This window comes from Paraburkholderia sp. J8-2 (assembly GCF_905220195.1).
In the GTDB taxonomy this organism is placed as follows: Bacteria; Pseudomonadota; Gammaproteobacteria; order Burkholderiales; family Burkholderiaceae; genus Paraburkholderia.
In genome coordinates this window covers 18593-36247 of the sequence record NZ_CAJMZA010000027.1, presented here as the reverse complement: position 1 = coordinate 36247, position 17655 = coordinate 18593, and the positions used below count along the sequence as shown (strand labels likewise).

Below are 17655 nucleotides of genomic sequence, written 5' to 3'. Positions count from 1 at the left end.
CGCCTATGCCGTGCCGCTTTGCCACGCTTACGTATCACCAGCGATGAGGAGAACCCGCCATGCGCCTGATCGACAGGGATCGCCCCGACCGCATCGAGCGGCCGCTCACCCCGGAAGAAGCCGCCGCGGTGCGCCGCTTCTGTGGAGAGGGACAGCAAGTTCAGCCTGGCGACGTTGGACTCGTGACGGCCGTGCTCGAAGCGATGCACGACGGACGGCGCGTCCGGCAGTGGCTCGAATGCGACTGCTGGCCGGGTTCGCAGAATCAGCCGCGGCTCACCGCCCGTGTGCGCGATGAGGGCGCGCGCCATTTCGTGCGCATGCACCAGTACGGCGGACATCGCTGTGCACTGACCTCGTTCCGGCAGGGTCCGGAACCGGAAGCCGAACTCGGTAGTGCGCTGGCGGTCCCCGGCAAGCATCATCCATTCAGGCCAGTCGGTGATGCGCTCGACTATCTCGACGATCTCCGTGAGAGCGTCGCGCCGTCGGGCGGCCCCGGCGAGCCGCCCGTGGGTGGTGAAACTGGCAGGCGTCTGCCGCGCCTTGGGCGCATCATGCATACGCTGCTCGAGGACGCGGGATTTGCTATCGTCCATGCTGACCTGCTGAAGGATAGGACCCGTTCGTGGGAGCGCCTTGAAAACTGGGCGGGCGCCGAGGCATTGAGTCCGGAGTTGACCCTGGGGCAGGTCCTGTACTTCAAACCGTGGATCAGCCCTGCCGAAAAAATGGCTTTCATCGATGGGCTGCCCTGGCCAGGAAAGAAGGTTCGCAGCGCGCTGCTCCTGTTTGTCGCTGATGATGTTCGCGACGGTGCCGCAATCAAGTACACAGCGATGGGCGAACGCCTCGTCCGACCGATAAAGTTCATCCGTGCCGGCGGCCGCGATCACGCCCTGAAGCGGCCGCCATACTGGGTGCTTGCCGTCGTTGACCGCGACCGGAATGGGTATGCCCGATTTCGCGAGGGGTACGTCCAGCACGCATATTCCGCGGCGCATCCGGTTCCGTTGGACAGCCACTACGAGCGTGTGACGCTCGAATCGCTGTTTGCCGTGATGGAGTGGGTCAGGAAGCGTGGTGTCGATGTGACGCTTTGCAAGCCGCTCTTTGACCGGGAGGTGCGCCAGCCTGACGGTTCGAGCCTCTGGTGCCGCCCAGACTTCGAGCTGACGTTCCGCACGCTCGCGGCCGGTTACATGGCAACACGTCTGCATCGCATCGTCGTCGAGACAATGGGCGCAGATGAACCGGATTACCTTGAGCGCAAGTCTCGTACACACGCAATCATGAAACGACGGGGGATTCTCATCGAGCACCATGTCGCAGACGACAGCGGGCAGGCTCAGCGCGACGACGCGTTCTTTCGTCACGTCGGCGCAAAGATTCTCCATCTCGCTGGAGTACGACGGACATCAACGGATCAGGAGGCGCGGCAATGATTCCGCACTCCAAATCGGTCCAGCTTGTACCACCGCCACGCATCGATGAGCCCAGCAGGCAGCAGCGATACCTGCCATGGAGGGGAGCTTCGCGAGGGATGGCAGGCGAGCTGGCAATGCCTGCGTCACGAGAGGACGAGGTGCTGTGGTGGGGGACCAGACACCTCGCCCGCGCACGGGCAAGCAATGCTATCCGGTATGACAAGCCAGCGCGGGCGGTGGTTTGGGCCCATCCTGCAGGACGCTAGGCCATGCCGCGGAGGAAAGCTAAGGATGGGGTGGGACTTGGCAAGCCGATCGCATTCAGGCTCCCGGAGGCGGACCGGGAAGTCTGGCTTGCGAAGGTGGCGGCGTCGGGCCTTACGCAATCCGAGTTTTTCCGGCAGGCAGTGTTGACTAATCGTACGCGCGTGATCGCGCGACCTGCGGTCAGTACGGACCGCAAGCGGTTGCTGTACATCTTTAACAAGACCAGCAGGACCCTGAACCAGGTTGCGTATTGGGCCAACTCGGAGCACGTACGGGGCACGCTGTCCGAAGCGACCTACGAGCAGTTGCTCACGCAACTGCAGATGATCTCGCGATATCTGAAAAGCACGCTGGTGAAGGTGGATTAGCCGCAGTGGGATATGCGTAGCAAGGATTGGCACTTTGCCATCCTTGGTGTCATGCAGGCTTGCGTCGTGTCCAACATCGCGAGCAGCGGTTCATAGAACGGGAGCGCTGAACGATGCTGATCCGGGTACGTGGCTATCACGATGGGATCAAGGAATATCTGGAGAAAGGCCAGAAGCAGGATCGGGAGGTAGGGCGCGACGAAATGGACGAACGCGTGATCCTGGCTGGCGACCTTGCACTGACAAACGACATCATCCGGTCGATGGATACTGGAGCAGAGCGCTACCTTCACGTCACGCTGTCGTTCAAGGAGGACGACGTCCCGCGCAACGTGCTCGAGCAAATCGTGAGGGAATTTGAAGCGTTTGCGTTCGCTGCTTACCGGCCTGATGAGTACAACTTCTACGCGGAAGCCCACGTACCACGGATCAAGAGCTACGCGAATCGCCGCAGCGGCGAGTTCGTCGAGCGCAAGGTTCACGTGCATGTTGTTATCCCGGAGGTGAACCTGCTGACCGGCCGGAGACTGGAGCCGTTCGGCAAGGTCGACAGGAACCACAGGTTCCTCGAGGCGTTTCAGGAGCACATGAACGCGCAATACGGGCTGGCGAGTCCGAAGGACAACCGTCGCGTACGGTTCACCGACGCGTCGGAGATGATCAGCCGGTACAAGGGTGACATTTTCCGTCCACTGAATCGCGAACTGAAGGCCCGGATCCTTGAGGCGGTGGTCGCGGGCAACGTCACGCGCTACGAGGACTTCCTTACGCTGCTCGCTACCTTCGGTGAGACACGCACACGTAACGCCGGGCGCGACGACGCCTACGAGAACGTCAAGCCACCCGGCGCCGACAAGGGCACCAACCTGAAGGAGTTCGTGTTCTCGCGCGAGTTCATCGAGCTCGATGCAGATGGCAAGTGCGCGGCGCTTGAACAGGATGTTCACGCGGAGTACGTCCAGCCGGGCTCGTCGCGCGCCACGCCCCAGGCGTATCTCGATGCCCTCGCGCAGTGGCAGGACACTCGCGCGCGGGAGATGAAGTACCTGAATAGCGGGAGCAGCTTCTACAGGACGTGGCAGGCCGCGTCGCCGACAGAACAGCGGCGCATTCTGGAACACCGCGAGCAGCGGTTCTATGACTCAGCAGGAGGACACGATGGCGGAGAACGACGAAACGACAATGGACGTGGATCCCCGGACCGGCGAGACTCATGGGATGGGCGAGGGCAGTGGTGGACAGAGCCGCAAGGACAGCGCGAGCCAAAGTGGCGGCGGCAATGGCAGCAGCAAGAAGGCTCGGACCACGAATCCCCAAGGCGCTGGCGACGCGGAGCAGATCACGACTTTGACGCTCGCTTCAATCGACCCGGTGCGCCGACCCAATCCCCACACCGTGTGCGAGGTGTGTCCGGCCGCAGTGTGGATGGCGACGCCGCGCGACGTCAAATGCTTTTGCCGCCTGATGCACTACTGGAGCTGGGAAACCAGCAGGCCGACCGAATTGACGCATTGCGATGGACTGGCGATCGCGAGCGAGCGGGAAGAGAGCAGCTAGCGCCTGACGCGCGATGGCGCGATGGCGCCGGGTACGATTTCGACGCAGGCATGGATTTTCCGGCACTGCGGGCGGGCGTGCTCTGGTCAGACGCATCGGGCGACCGCGTGCCGGTGCTCGACGCGATCGCTGCCCGGATGTACGCGGCGTGGGATACGGCCGATGACGCAGCGCGGGGCCGCCTTGCCGCGTCTGCCGCGGACAAGTTTATTCGCGCTGGTGGCCCGTTCGGTTCGCGAGAGCCTTTCGGCATGAATCCGGCACTGGGGGGCGGATCGCTACCGGAGGGATTCAGTGCGCGCGAATCGATTCGCAGCCTCGCGGATATCCAGTCGCTCGATGCGATCCGCTCTCTGCCCTTCGCTGAGACACTGCCTGCCAGCGACGTTGCTGACCCGGCATTCAACGCGCGGGCCCGCATCGCCACCGGGCGCGAAGCAGATACCCTGCGTGATCAGCTCGCGCGCGACCACGTGGAATCGCGCGCCGCACGCCGTGCGTGTGATCGCGACGAGTTCGCCCAGATCCGCGTCACACTCGATGGGACGCGGTTGCTTGCAGCGCTCGCGCACTCGCATGGCCTGATCGTCGAAAAGTACGGCATCGGAAAGGGCGCGGATGGCGGTGACCGGATCCGGGCCGGCTCGCGAAACCTCAACGTATCGGACTTCCTCACGAAAGAGATGGGCTTGCCATGGGACGAGGCGGCACAACTGCTGCGCGAGATGTACCGTGCGCAGACGGGCCATCGCTCCGAATATGTACCGCGTCGCGCGCCCGAACGCGACCTATGGGGCGAATTCCTGCATTGGCGTGCGGCGTACCGTGACGGACTGCGCCGGGCGTGGGATCAACAGATGCAACACGAAGAAAAGCGGCGGAGCGCGATCAGGGAAGGGTTCGACAAGGTGCGGAGCACATTCGCCGATCGCGCTGACCTTTCCTTCACCGAGCGACGCGAGCAACTGTCGGCCGCCCGCGTGGCGCGTCTTCAGGCCGAGGCGGCGTTGCGCGATCACATCCGCAGGGAACGCGCTGCGCTTAAGGGCGCGGCGCGGCGGCCTATCAGCGAGCATTACCGCGACTTCCTGCAAGAGCGTGCGCAGACCGGGGACGATCGGGCGCTACGCGAGTTGCGACGCATGCAGCAGCTACGCCTCCAGCCGCAGTGCACCGATGGGGACCGTACCATGGCGCTCGCACCCGCCTCGTGTGGGCCAGAGATGCCGCAGCAACAAAACGAGATTTTCTGGCGCGGTCCTTCGATCACATATGAGGTGCGGGCTAGCGGAGAGGTTGATTACCTTAAGGACGGGGCGGTGCTTCTCGTCGATGAAGGCCGCACATTGCGGCTGTGGAACAGCGAGCGCGACGCCATCGAGATCGCACTGCGATTTGCCCAGCAAAAGTTCGGTGCCACGCTGTCGTTGTCGGGCCCGGAAGACTTTCAGGCGGCCGCGGCGCATGTGGCCGCAGACCTGCGCATGCATATCGCGTTCGAGCAACCCGAGACCGAGCACCTGCGCATGATTCGGTTGGCCGAGCTTGATGCGGAAGCGGAGGAGCGGCGCGTGCTGCAGCGCGAGCGTGACGCGCAGGAGAGCAACCAGCTGCGCGACGCCGTGCGCAGTGTGCCACCCGCACACGATCAAGATGTAACGCCACCCACCGAACCGGACGCCCCCGACGACCCCCCAGGGACTCAGAGATAGCGCGGTCATCTGGAGGGCGGTATGAATTGGACACTATGCGGGCCGAATGTCAAACGGCTACCCACCATCGTACGCTGTGTCAGTCCGGTCTGAACTTCATGCAAAGGGCTCCTCGGGAATGCCCGATGCCTGCAGGAGCGGCAGGGACCCGCCGCCGGCGCCGACGAATACGAAGCTCGCATCAATGCGCCGGGTGCGGCCGTGAGAGCTTGTATCGCGCAACGTCACATGCCACGAGCCATCTTCGTTGCGTGCGATCTGCTGAACATCGCTATTCAGGCGAAGGTTGAAATTTGACTGGCTCTCAAGATAGCGTACGAACTGGTGCGTGATTTCGCCGAAGTTCACGTCGGTGCCCATCGAAGACCACGTCGCGGCGACCTTCTGGCGCGTGTCGCGGCCCTCCATCATGAGGGGAACCCATTCGGCAATTTCCCCGTGCGATTCCGAGTATTGCATGCTCTGGAAAAGCGAATTGTTTCGTAGCGCCTGATGACGAGCTTTCAGGAAGCGAACATTCTCGTCACCCCAGACGAAACTCATATGCGGCGTCGCGTTGATGAACGATCGTGGCTGCTTCAATATTCCCCGGTTCACACCCCACGCCCAGAACTGTCGCGAGATCTGAAAATCCTCGTTGATCCGCACGGCTTTGGCGATATCAATAGAGCCGGAAGAACTTTGCGGCGTATAGTTGAGTTCCGCCAGGGCGGCATGTCCGGTTCCTGCGTTATTCCAGCCATTTGAACTCTCCGCGGCGACCTCGCCGAGCCGCTCCACCATCGTCATCGACCATCCGGGCTCGAGTTCATGGAGCAGAACGCCAAGTGTCGCACTCATGATGCCGCCGCCTATGAAGAGGACGTCGACCTTTTCGAAGTCGTCTGCGGATTCGCCACGGGAGAGCAAGGCATTCGCCCGCCCCGATAGCGCTTCTCGTTTTGCATTTTCCTGGGTCGTCATTCGCCGCCGCTTATCTGCAAGATAGTTTCTTCAAATGCCACACCGTTGTTGTCATCCACTGAAGCGTCACATTGCTGAATTCCGCCGAACCCATGTTTCTCAACTCCGGAAACGACGGCCACGACCAGGCATTCAGTGATAATCGGTGAAAATGGTGTATCAAACCGATAGCCGGTTTGACTCTGTCAAGCCAGATGCGATGCTACGACTTCGTCCCTGCTACATATAGTCGCGGTGTGGAAATGGACCTTTGCGGGTTGTCAGCCAATAAACGGCATTCCTTTCGAAATGCTTTTCTGAACAGGATTTGCGACTCAATCGATAGCCAACCGTCGATGCACGGATAATTTCGTTTGGTGATTGTTCGGGCGGCTCGTTAATCGTCACAGACGAATCGACTGCAGAAGAACGACATGATTCGCGTAGCGCACCAGCTGCGTGCGTGGAACGGACCCTTGCTTCGGCAGCGCTTAATCGGTGCGGATCGGCAAACTATAGTTTGCGGTGTCGCGGCACTGTGAGGCCGCGAGTAAGGAGAGATGTCGTGAAAGTTCTGCACTGTCTCGTGGTGGCAATGTCGCTTTGCACAGTGACCGCCTATGCACAGGAAAATCATGCTCAGCCGTCGGCGGCAAGCGAAAATACCGTGACGAATCAGAATGCATCGGCAAATCAGGGATTCGGCCGCGTCGAGCACAACAAGTCCAAAGACAAGACGGATGAATGCGTTGGCCCGGTGTCGTTCTGCAATATTTACTTCGGGAGCTGACCGCCGGGCGTATTTGCGGCGATGTGCTTCCAGGCAGCGGTTTTTTGCCGGCTCGGAGAGACAAGTTGAGCAACTCGGATACATACCCTGTCTGGGAGCGCACGGTGGCGCTGCTCGGGCAAATCAGTTCGTCGGGCGACTCGCTCGCGCAGAACCGCGCCTGGGTGCCGAGGAAGGGAAGCGCGCCAACACGTACCGGTGGCCGTGCAGTGGATTGCACAAGATTCACGCTCGTCGAGCGTGTTTCTGATCGCGCGATTCTGGTCTGCTGGCGCGATGCCACCCTCGGACATTACGCTGAGCAGCCCTGGATGAAGGGCGTGACGCGGCGCTCGACCCGCTGTGTTTTGAGCGGTCTGCGTGTCAGGCGGGGGGGCATCGTGTATCGGCCTTCTACGAGAGGGCGACGTTGCGCGAATTTCGAGGAAGTCGTCCTGGCCGTCGTGGTGGACGGCGCCACGGCGAGTATCCGTTAGCGGCAACGTCTGTCGCCTTTCCTGGTGCTTCTTTACCCAAGGTCGAATTCTGGTGCTGGCGTTTGCAATTCCATATAAAACGAAGCGAATGGCACGGGCGTTTGTCTCACCGGCCTGAATCGCTTCAGGTAATCGAAGTTTATGCAGTCAAAGTACACGACGCGCCTGGCCGTGCGAGCAGTGGGCCTCGCAGCGGTAATTGCGTTGAGCGCCTGTGCCGCCGTAGATGGCCGCGGCGAATGATCCGCTGGAGCCGATGAATCGCGCGATGTTTTCGTTCAACGAGGGGCTTGACCGCACGGTGGCGAAACCCGTTGCGACGGCATACGCAGATGTAATGCCGCAACCGCTGCAAACGGCGGTCAGTAATGTGTTTTCGAATCTCGGCGACGTCGGCAATTTCGCCAATGATCTCTTGCAGTTGAAAATCACGGCGGCAACGGAAGATTTGGTGCGCTTCGCGTTCAACTCGACATTTGGACTCGGCGGCCTGCTCGACTGGGCGACGGCCGCGGGGCTGCCAAAGCATCACGAGGATTTCGGCCTCACTCTCGGTCACTACGGTGTGCCATCCGGTCCCTACCTTGTTTTGCCGCTCTTTGGTCCGAGCTCCGTGCGGGACGCAGGCGGATTACTCGTTTCGAGCGCCATGAGCCCGATGACTTATTTTCCGCTTGCGGCAAGCACGCCGCTCTTTGGGGTCAATGTGATGAGCATGCGTTCGCGCATGCTCGGTGCAACCGATTTGCTGGAACTGGCCGCGCTGGACAAGTACAGTTTCGTGCGGGACGGTTATCTGCAGAGTCGCGCCAATGCGCTTGACGACGGCAAGGCATTGCCGGACTACGTCGATCCGTCGCGCACCGATACCGCATCCGCGACGCAAGACGCCAGTCAGGCGCAGGCACAGCGGCAAACTGCGAGATAGGGTGCCCGTATTTCGATCGACGCGAAGCGGGTATGAACAGGCGTGCCACAGATGCAGGGGCGCCACTGCAGCACGCGACAGGATGCACAGGAATCGGAATATCTTGCACCGCCCAATCGCAGCGTCAACGTTATAGGCGCGCCCGAGCATATCCACGGACCCTGTGATCGGCTTTGTCAAGTTGGTGGACGTAGGCTATGTGTGGCGTAAGAGTAGTTATCCTTATCCGATATCGTTCTCAACTGCGGAAAATTCAGTCCAACTATGCCATGTGGCGAATCGCTCCTTGAGTAAGGCGCGATGACATTCGGCACGCATCTGAGATCTTGCCAACGGATCGGACCGAAGCATAAGAGAATCGCCTGCCTGCGACGCGGCTCGCGAAAACCGCACATCAGGGTTTTGCGCTTGCGGGTCGGCTGGTGGCTGCTTTCGGCACGGTTGTTCACCCGTGCGGCAGTCTCGACAAAAACGTGCTTCACATGAGCGAGCTCGGGAATATCGGCCGTAGCCCGGATAGCTGCGTAGCCGGTCGGTAATGATCCTGGCCGGCACCGGGTTTGAGCGAAGTACCCTGCGGAAGAAGCGCTTTGCCGCAGCCTTGTCGCGCCGCTTTTGCACCAGCACGTCGAGTTCCCATCTGTGTTCGTCGACCGCACGCCATAACAGATACGGTCCGGCGCGCAGCGTCACGAACATCTCATCCATGTGCCACGTGCTGCCCGGTTTTCGCCACCTTGCGTTGGCACATTGGGCAAACGTAGCGCCGAGGATGGGCGCGGGGTTTGGAGAGTGGCTTCCGAACACGCTTGATATCGACGAGACCTGCGGGCGTTAGGTCATGGGAGACAAGCATCCCTATGCACTGTTCGAGTCGGGCGGCGATAAGCTCGCCCTCATTCATTGAAGGTGCTGTTCGTGCCTTTGCGCTCCGCGCCGTTTTATATCACCGTGCAGGAATACCTGCAAGCTCGCGCGTGGAGAATGTCTCTTCCGGATTCCCTGCTAATGCAATTGCGATTTTGGACGTTAGTAATACCAGTGATCTTTGCATCTCATCGCCGCGTTGATCGGGCCTGACTGCACACATCAGAGATCAAACAGATGAACTGTCCCAACTACCGTCACTATGACAAAAAATGTTAGCATTCGCGCCCGCCTCGCGTTGGCGATGGGCTTCCTTGCCGCACTGTTAGTTATCGGCGGACTCATGGGAGTCGTAGGCATTCTGATGAGCAATGGGGATGTAAAGCAGCTATACGCGAGCCGTCTGGCATCTTCAGAAGCGTTGGGGCAGTCGAATGTCGCGCTCTCCAGGGCGCGTCTTTGGCTGTATCGCATTGCGCTCGATCCAGCCAGTCCGGAAGTCGAGCAGGAAACCCAGACGGCCCGTGATTTACTCAGTACTTCGAAGAAGGCATGGGACGCCTACCGCAAGCTACCTTTTTCGGGGCCCGAAGAGGCGCAGCGCGCGGCGGACGTCAACAACAAATACGACGCACTCGTCGAAGGTGGGCTTGACCTCATGTTCAGCGCAATTGCAACCCATGACGCCACGAAGATTCCCGAAGTATGGAAGAACCTTCCGCCTTCGTTGTTTATCGACGTGTCCGACGGTATGGATGCACTCGGTGAGATCCAGGTCACGACCGCACGTGTGATGTTCGATACTGCACAAGCGCGATTTCACTGGTTTGTTGGAATAGCGATCATCGGCATTGCGATTGCTCTGGCCGCAGCCGCTTTCGCATGGTGGTCGCTGCAACGGGCGATCGGTTTTCCGCTTGCGAGGGCGCTGGACCATTTCAAGGCGATTGCAGATGGAGACCTGACGACGGACGTTGAAGTCCATTCGAGCGATGAGATGGGGCAGTTGATGTCAGGTCTCGACGCGATGCAAAGCAAGCTCGTTCAGACAATCGGAGCGGTGCGGGAAGGATCGCGGTCGATCACAACCGCGGCTCAGGAAATTTCAGCGGGCAACCTGGATCTGTCGCAACGGACGGAAGAGCAGGCAGCGTCGCTTGAGCAAACGGCCGCGTCGATGAATGAACTGACTTCGACCGTGCGCCAGAATGCTGACAATGCGAAGCAGGCGAACGAAGTGGTGAGGAGCACGGCGCAACTCACCGAGCGGGGCAATCAGGCGACGCAGGAAGTCGTGCAAACGATGCGAGGCCTCTCCGATTCGTCGGGAAAGATCGCTGAAATCATTGGTGCCATCGAAGGTATTGCATTTCAAACCAATATCCTGTCACTAAATGCAGCCGTCGAAGCTGCCCGGGCAGGCGAACAGGGACGAGGCTTTGCTGTAGTCGCCAGCGAAGTGCGCTCGCTTGCGCAACGGAGCGCGACAGCGTCCAGGGAGATCAAGGATCTCATCACCGACTCGCTACAACGCGTTGAAGCGGGTGCGACGCAAGCCGATAGCGCGATTGATACGATGAAAGCAATACTGGACTCTGTCAGGAAAGCTAGCACCTTGATGAACGAGATCACCACCGCATCGGAAGCGCAATCCAAGGACATTGAACAAGTCAATCAAGCCGTCTCGGAAATGGATCATGTCACTCAGCAAAATGCTGCGCTCGTCGAGCAGGCATCAGCGGCCGCCCTTTCGCTGAAGGAGCAGGCGGGGAAACTGGAGGACGCAGTTTCTATATTTCTCGTCGTCAAGGACTGAATAAGTTCAATGCTTTGCTGCTGTCCCGCTCAAGCTCCAATGTGAGGTTGCTCGCCGGCGCTTATAGCGGCTGCTGGATGAGGAATTCTCTGCTCCTAAGTGTCAATTAGTTGGCCACCGCCGCTGTTGGGTCGTCGTCTCGCGCCCAGCCGCCACCCAGTGCGAGATACAGCTTCACCGTCGCCAGCGCAGCATCTGTTTGCGCCTGCGCCAGCGCGTCCTCGCGCTGCAGCGCGTCGATGCGCGCATCCAGCACGTCCTGGAGAGTGCGTTGCCCGCCCTCATACAACTCCCGCGCGCTTTGCACATTGCGCCGGGCGAGGTCAAACGACGCGCCCAGCCGCGCACTACGCGCATCGAAGCCGTGGCGCAGCCCATACGCGTCGTCCACTTCTTCGAGCGCCTGGAGCAGTGTTTTGTCATGTTGGGCGAGCGCCGCCTGCAAGCGCGCGTCGTTCGCGCTAACGTTGGCGCGCAGGCGCCCCGCGTTGAAGATCGGCAGGTCCGCGCCGACGCCGATGAGTCCCCCCGCGGCGGACAAGCCCGGAAATCCGTCGAGATGGACATGGCCGTCCAGGCCGATAAAGGTGAGGTAGAAGCGCGGAAAAAGATCGGCCTTCGCGCTGCCGAGCCGCGCTGCCTGCGCGCGCACGAGCGCGGCGCTCGCCCTCACGTCGGGACGGCGTTCGAGAACGGATGAGGGTATCTCCCCCGAGGGCACGGCCGGGATTTCCAGCGCGAGAGGCGGGCCGAGCGGCGTGGCGTCTTGTGCGGTGCGGCCCGTGAGTACCGCAAGACGCCGTTCGCGCACGGCGATCTCGCTCACGAGGAGCGGTCGCTGCGCCTCCTGCCGGGCGATCTGGTCGTCGACGCGGCCAAGGTCGTAGCGCGTCGCCTGACCTGCCGTGAAACGGGCGTCGGCATAGCGGCGCAATGCGTGCAGCGCATCGAGGCTGCGATCGAGCACTGCGAGCCGCCTTTGCAGCCCGCGCGCCGTCAGGTAGTTTTGCGCGACTTCCCCGGCGATCGCGATGCGTGTGCCGCGCAGCTGCTCCGCCGACGCGTCGGCCATCGCGGAGGCGGCCTCGGCGTCGCTCGCGCGGCGTCCGAACAGATCGACTTCCCAGATCGCGGTCGCGCCGCCTGCCCAGGCATCGACGTCCGGCGTATCGTCAGGGGCAAGAGTGGATGGGGTGCTCAGGCTGCCGAACCCGTGCGCGGCGCCGGCCTGCGCGGAAAGCGACGGGTAGCGGGCCGAGTCGGCCATCGCTGCGATCGCGCGCGCCTCGCGCACGCGAGCCTGCGCAATTCGCAGGTCATCGTTCGCGCGCAAGGCGGCTTCGACGTAGCCGGTCAACTCGGGGTCTTGCCATGTCCGCCACCAGTTCGCGAGATCGGGGGAAGCGTCGCGCGGCGAAGGCACTTGAGAGAACGCGGAGGGGACGTCGCGCTGCGGCGGCACGTCCACTTTGATGAGTGAGGTGCAACCCGCAAGCGCGGCCGCGAGGCACAGTGCGCAAACGCGCAGCGTCGAGGAATGGGGCGAGGGATAGCGTGGACGGATCATCGCGGTTCAACCTTGTTGCGCGAGCATGGAGCGAAAGCGCGCGAGCGCGAGCAGCAGAAAGAGGGCGCCCGCGGCGCTCACGCCCGCGAGCTGCGGCCAGACGAGGTCGAGATCCGCGCCGCGAAACAGGATGGCCTGGGTCAATGACACGAACTGGGTGGTCGGCAGCAGCTTCACGAATGGCTGCATCGCGACCGGCATGCTTTGCACCGGCGTGGCCGCGCCCGACAGCAGATACGCGACCGCATAGGTCGGCACCGCGAGCAGGCCGAACTGCGGCATGGCGGGCGCGAGCGTCGCGAGCCACATTCCGAGCGCCGTCACGGAAAAGAGGTACAGCGCGGTGCTGAGCGCGAAAAGCCCAAGTGAGCCCTGTAGCGGCACGCGCAGCCACAGATTGACGACGGCCACGAGCGAAAGCAGCGACACGACAAAAATGACCAGCCCGTTCGCGAGAATCTTCGCCACGGCGATTTCGCTCGCGCGCACGGGCATCACAAGCAGGTGCTCGATCGTACCGTGCTCACGCTCTCGGATCACGGCCGCGCCCACGAGAATGATCGAGAGCACCGTGATGTTCACGACGATCTGCATGCTCGAGGTGAACCAGTACGATTCGGTGTTCGGGTTGAACAGCACGTGCACAACAGCGCGCGCCGGCAATTGCGCCTGCGCGTCGCGCGCGTGCATGAACGCGAGCGTTTCGGCGACGAAAATCTGCTGGAGGTACGCGGTGCCGAGTCCTGCCTGGGTCATCGCCGTCGCATCGACGAGCACCTGTACGCTCGGCGCACGGCCCGCGAGCACATCGGCCTCGAAGCGCGGCGGAATTTCGATCGCGAAGATGTACGTGCCGCGATCAAGCGCCGCATCGATGTCGCGCCGGTCGACATCGACGGGCGGCTTGAAATAGGGCGGCTGGATCGCCGCGCGCAGTTGCCGCGAAAGCTCCGAATGGTCGGCGTCGACGATGGCGACCGACGCATTCGAGACTTCGGCCTTGATGCCTTTCGCGACGGAGTACACGGCAAACGTGAAGGCGAACACGATCAGCGCCATGAGCGTGGCGTCGCCGAACAGGCTGAAGATTTCCTTGTGCGCGAGCCGAGCAACGTTTCTGAACCATTGCAGCATCGCCTACGTCTCCTGCTTCGGCAGCAGGCACCACGCGCCGAACAGATAGGCGAGCGCGAAGCCTGCCAGCGCGGCGTACATCGTGCCAAAACTCGCCGCGCCGAGCCCTTTCGTGAAGCTGCCAAGGCTCACGAGCTGGAACCACGAAGAGGGAAAGCCGACGCCGGCCCAGTAGCCCGTGCCGGTGAGTGTCGAAACCGGGTAAAGCAGCCCCGAGAAGTTCACGGACGGAATCAGGCAGAGAATAGCCGTGCCGAAGATCGCCGCGACCTGCGAGCGAACGAACGTCGAAACGAGCAAGCCCAGACCCGTGGCCGCCAGAACGAAAAGCAGCGCGCCGAACGATAGCGCGATGAACGAGCCCTTGAGTGGCACGCGCAGCACGGTCACGGTCAGAACGACGAGCAGCAGATAGCTCAGCATCGCGAGCGCCACATACGGCATTTGCTTGCCGAGCAGATATTCGCCCACGCTCGCGGGCGACGCGTAGAGGTTCGTGATCGAACCCATTTCCTTTTCGCGCACGACGCCGAGCGCGGTCAGCATGGTGGGAATCAGGATCAGCGCGAGCATGATGATGCCCGGTGTAATGGCGTAGATGCTGCGGAACGTCTCGTTGTAGACGAAACGTGTTTCGACACTCATGGGCAGCGTGGGCTGCGCGACTGGCGCGCGCGCCATCTGCATGCTTACGTAACGCAGCAGCACAGCGTTGACGTAGGTGTCGATCGTCGCGCCAGGGAAGGGGCTCGATCCGTCCACATAGAAGGCTAGCTCGGGACGGCGGCCGGCCAACAGGTCGCGACCGAAGCCCGGTGGAATCTCCACGACGAGCTGCGCGTCGGCGGCGCGCAGGAGGCGTCCCGCATCGTCGTCGCTATGCGCCTCGCCGGACGGGACGAAATAGTGCGAGCCCGCGAACTGCTCGATCAATTCGCGGCTGGCCACGGTGCGGTCGCGGTCGAGCGTAGCGAAGCGCACGTTGTCGACGTCGAACGAGACGCTCCATGCGGCGGCCAGCAACAGGACGACTGGGCCGAGCAACGCGAACGCGAGCCGCAGACGGTCGCGTGCGAGTTCGAGCGTTTCGCGGCGCGCGAACGCCCAGGTGCGCGCGAGCGGCGGCACGGCCGCAAGCGCACCGGCCATCGCGCCTGTCGTCGCAGCGGCGCCGCGCGGGCGGTGGGGCGCTCCGCTTGCATCGGTGATCGGGCCGGACGTGGAGGCGGCCTTCGCCACGCCAGAGGATTGCGCCTCGTCGCGCTGCGCGTCTTCGAGCCAGGCGACGAACGCGTCTTCCAGGGTCGCCGCGTTGCGCGCCGCGCGCAGCGCCTCGGGCGTGCCGAACGCGAGCACGCGCCCGCGATGCATGAACGAGATGCGGTCGCAGCGCGCGGCTTCGTTCATGAAGTGCGTGGAGATGAAAATGGTCACGTGCGCTTCGCGCGAAAGCCTGGCGAGATGCCGCCAGAACATGTCGCGCGCGCCGGGATCGACGCCCGAAGTGGGCTCGTCGAGAATCAGCACTTCTGGCCCGTGCAGGCAGGCTGCGGCCAGTTGCAGCCGCTGGCGGATGCCGAGCGAGAGACCCGCCGGGCGCTCGTCGGCATACGGCGCGAGTTCGAAGTCCTCTAGCGAGCGCGCGACGGCGCGCCTCGCACGCTCGCCCTCCATGCGGTAAAGCTTTGCGTGCAGTTCGAGGTTCCGGCGTACGCTTAGCTCCTCGTACAGCGAGAACGACTGGGACATGTAGCCCACTCTCATGCGGGTGCTCATGTCGGTCGCCTTGATCGGCTTGCCGAGCAGCGTGGCTGTGCCCTCGGTCGCGTCCAGCAAGCCGGTCAGCATTTTCATCGTGGTCGTCTTGCCGCAACCGTTCGAGCCGAGAAAGCCGAAAATTTCGGCGCGCTCGATGCGAAAGCTCACATGATCGACGGCTACGAAAGAGCCGAAGCGCCGCGTGAGCCCGACGGCCTCGATCGCGGGCGGCCCCGCGACCGGCTCACGCGGCGCAATGACCAGTTTGCCCGCGTCCCCGCGCTTGTGCTCCGGCAGTAGCGCGATATAGGCGGCTTCGAGGTTCGGCGTGCCCGCGCGGCGCAGCACCGCTTCCGTGCTGTCGCTCACCAGCACACGGCCGTCGTCCATCGCGACCAGATGTTCGAAACGCTGGGCCTCCTCCATATAGGCCGTCGCCACGATGACGCTCATGCCCTCGTGCTCGCGCCGCAGGTCGTCGACGAGCGTCCAGAACTGCCGGCGCGACAGCGGGTCGACGCCCGTGGTCGGCTCGTCGAGTATCAGCAGGTCGGGGTTGTGCACGAGCGCGCAGCACAAGCCCAGCTTCTGCTTCATGCCGCCCGACAACTTGCCAGCGGGCCGGTCGGGGAACGGTGCGAGGCCCGTCGCGTCGAGCAGACGGGCAATGCGTTGTGCGCGCTCGGCGTCGGCGAGTCCGAACAGTCGGGCAAAGAAGTCGATGTTTTCGTAAACCGACAACGTTGGGTAGAGATTGCGCCCCAGCCCTTGCGGCATGAACGCAATGCGCGGCAGCACGCGCTCTCGCGCGTCGCGCACGCACAGGTCCGCGTCGAGCACGATGACCTCGCCGTGCTGCACGCGCTTGACCCCGGCGATGAGGCCAAGCAGCGTGGATTTGCCTACGCCGTCCGGGCCGATCAGGCCGATCGTCGTGCGCGCGTGCAAGACCAGCGACACGCCGTCGAGCGCCTGCTTCGCACCGTACTGGTGCGAGACGCCGGTGATGCGGATCGATTCGCGATCCTTATGAAGTCCCTTAGCTTCGCCCGCAAGCGCCATTGCCTAGCTCCCGCGCACCGCGAGCACTTCGGGCCAGGGGCGCGACGGATCGACGCGCACGTAGCCTTCGCCGGTCATGCCGCCTTTCAGGCGTGAAGCGAGCTTGCGCGCGACGTCTAGCGGCAACTGGAGTTTTACGCGGTACATCAGCTTTGCTCGCTCACTATCGGTTTCGACATACTTGGGCGTGAACTGTGCATCGTCTGATACATAGCCGATGCGTGCCGCGATGGGCTCGCCGGGGTACGCGTCGAGTACGATGCGGGCGTCCGCGCCGATGGCGAGCTTGCCCGCCTGCGGACCAGGCAGAAAAATCGTGAAGTAGATGTCGTCGGGGTTGAGCATCGACACCACGCGGCCACCGGCCGGGAGGACGGTGCCGGCCTCGACCACGCGATATTCGACGCGGCCCGCGAGCGGCGCCCGCACCGTCGTGTCGTCGAGCACGACTTGGAGCCGCGCGATCTGGGCCTCGGCTTCCGCGATGGCGGACCCTGCTTCGGCGCGCGCTGCGCGCGCGGCGCTTTCGCCCGCCTGCGCGCCTTCCAGCGCGAGACGTCGGCGATCGCGCTCGACCGCCGAAATCTGCGCAGCTTCGAACAGTTTCACGGCCTGCGCGGCCTCGAGTTGCGCGAGGCGCACTTGCGCGCCGCTTGCGTCGAGTTGGGCGGCGGCGCGCATGGCTGCGCCAGCTGCACGTTCGCGGGCGGCCTTCGCCGCCGCGAGCTGGGCGCGCAATTCGGCGCTATCCTCCCTGGCGACGACATCGCCCGCCGCGAGCACGTCGCCCTCGTGCACCGGCAGATCGACGATACGGCCGCCGTACTTCACCGCCACATCGACGCGCGCGAGTTCGAGCCGACCGTTTGCGTGCGCAACGTTATCCGGCAGACCCCGCCCCTGATTGCGCTGCCAGCCGACTGCCGCTCCAATCACCGCAACGATCGCGATTGCCGCGAGCGTCCAGCCAAGCTTTTTATTCAT

Annotated in this window: 11 protein-coding genes and 2 pseudogenes; 7 read left to right on the top strand and 6 right to left on the bottom strand. The window is 62.8% G+C overall.

Going from position 1 to position 17655, the window contains the following annotated elements; genetic code table 11:
- Positions 1 to 59 precede the first annotated feature (59 nt).
- The 3 genes from U5A52_RS34090 (at position 60) to U5A52_RS34080 (ending at position 5331) form a co-directional block, all read left to right on the top strand.
- Positions 60 to 1445 carry a hypothetical protein gene (locus U5A52_RS34090; protein ID WP_321938342.1) on the top strand — a complete coding sequence of 462 codons (1386 nt, stop codon included), beginning with the start codon at positions 60 to 62 and terminating at the stop codon, positions 1443 to 1445.
- A 251-nt stretch (positions 1446 to 1696) separates the two neighbouring features.
- Positions 1697 to 2062, top strand: a complete 366-nt coding sequence (locus U5A52_RS34085) for a plasmid mobilization protein (RefSeq protein ID WP_321917248.1) — start codon at positions 1697 to 1699, stop codon at positions 2060 to 2062.
- 113 nt (positions 2063 to 2175) lie between these two features.
- Complete coding sequence (locus U5A52_RS34080; protein ID WP_321938341.1) at positions 2176 to 5331, top strand: LPD7 domain-containing protein; 3156 nt, start codon at positions 2176 to 2178, stop codon at positions 5329 to 5331.
- A 111-nt stretch (positions 5332 to 5442) separates the two neighbouring features.
- Here the strand turns inward: U5A52_RS34080 and U5A52_RS34075 are convergent.
- A pseudogene (locus U5A52_RS34075) lies at positions 5443 to 6294 on the bottom strand (malate:quinone oxidoreductase); the annotation flags it as partial.
- A gap of 544 nt (positions 6295 to 6838) precedes the next feature.
- On the opposite strand from U5A52_RS34075, the gene U5A52_RS34070 reads away from it, so the two are divergent.
- The 3 genes from U5A52_RS34070 to U5A52_RS34060 all read left to right on the top strand — a co-directional run bounded on the left by U5A52_RS34070 (position 6839) and on the right by U5A52_RS34060 (position 8467).
- A complete protein-coding gene (locus U5A52_RS34070; protein WP_321938340.1) occupies positions 6839 to 7063 on the top strand; it encodes a hypothetical protein in 225 nt (74 codons plus the stop codon).
- A gap of 65 nt (positions 7064 to 7128) precedes the next feature.
- Entirely contained in the window at positions 7129 to 7539 is a 411-nt protein-coding gene (locus tag U5A52_RS34065; protein WP_321938339.1) for a DUF3331 domain-containing protein, read from the top strand.
- Between the two features lie 226 nt (positions 7540 to 7765).
- Positions 7766 to 8467 carry a VacJ family lipoprotein gene (locus tag U5A52_RS34060; RefSeq protein WP_415774090.1) on the top strand — a complete coding sequence of 234 codons (702 nt, stop codon included), beginning with the start codon at positions 7766 to 7768 and terminating at the stop codon, positions 8465 to 8467.
- Positions 8468 to 8689: 222 nt separating this feature from the next.
- Here the strand turns inward: U5A52_RS34060 and U5A52_RS34055 are convergent.
- A pseudogene (locus U5A52_RS34055) lies at positions 8690 to 9235 on the bottom strand (DDE-type integrase/transposase/recombinase); the annotation flags it as partial.
- A gap of 361 nt (positions 9236 to 9596) precedes the next feature.
- Between U5A52_RS34055 and U5A52_RS34050 the strand changes: the two are divergent.
- Positions 9597 to 11150: a methyl-accepting chemotaxis protein gene (locus U5A52_RS34050; protein ID WP_321938338.1), complete on the top strand. Its 1554-nt coding sequence runs from the start codon at positions 9597 to 9599 to the stop codon at positions 11148 to 11150.
- Between the two features lie 106 nt (positions 11151 to 11256).
- Here U5A52_RS34050 and U5A52_RS34045 read toward each other — a convergent pair whose 3' ends face one another.
- The 4 genes from U5A52_RS34045 to U5A52_RS34030 are packed head-to-tail and all read right to left on the bottom strand — an operon-like array spanning position 11257 to position 17655.
- Positions 11257 to 12717: a TolC family protein gene (locus tag U5A52_RS34045; RefSeq protein ID WP_321938336.1), complete on the bottom strand. Its 1461-nt coding sequence runs from the start codon at positions 12715 to 12717 to the stop codon at positions 11257 to 11259.
- A gap of 6 nt (positions 12718 to 12723) precedes the next feature.
- Positions 12724 to 13851: an ABC transporter permease gene (locus tag U5A52_RS34040; RefSeq protein ID WP_321938334.1), complete on the bottom strand. Its 1128-nt coding sequence runs from the start codon at positions 13849 to 13851 to the stop codon at positions 12724 to 12726.
- 3 nt (positions 13852 to 13854) lie between these two features.
- Entirely contained in the window at positions 13855 to 16671 is a 2817-nt protein-coding gene (gene rbbA, locus U5A52_RS34035; RefSeq protein ID WP_321938332.1) for a ribosome-associated ATPase/putative transporter RbbA, read from the bottom strand.
- Between the two features lie 3 nt (positions 16672 to 16674).
- Positions 16675 to 17655 (bottom strand): HlyD family secretion protein, encoded by a 981-nt coding sequence (locus tag U5A52_RS34030; RefSeq protein WP_321938330.1) that lies wholly within the window; start codon positions 17653 to 17655, stop codon positions 16675 to 16677.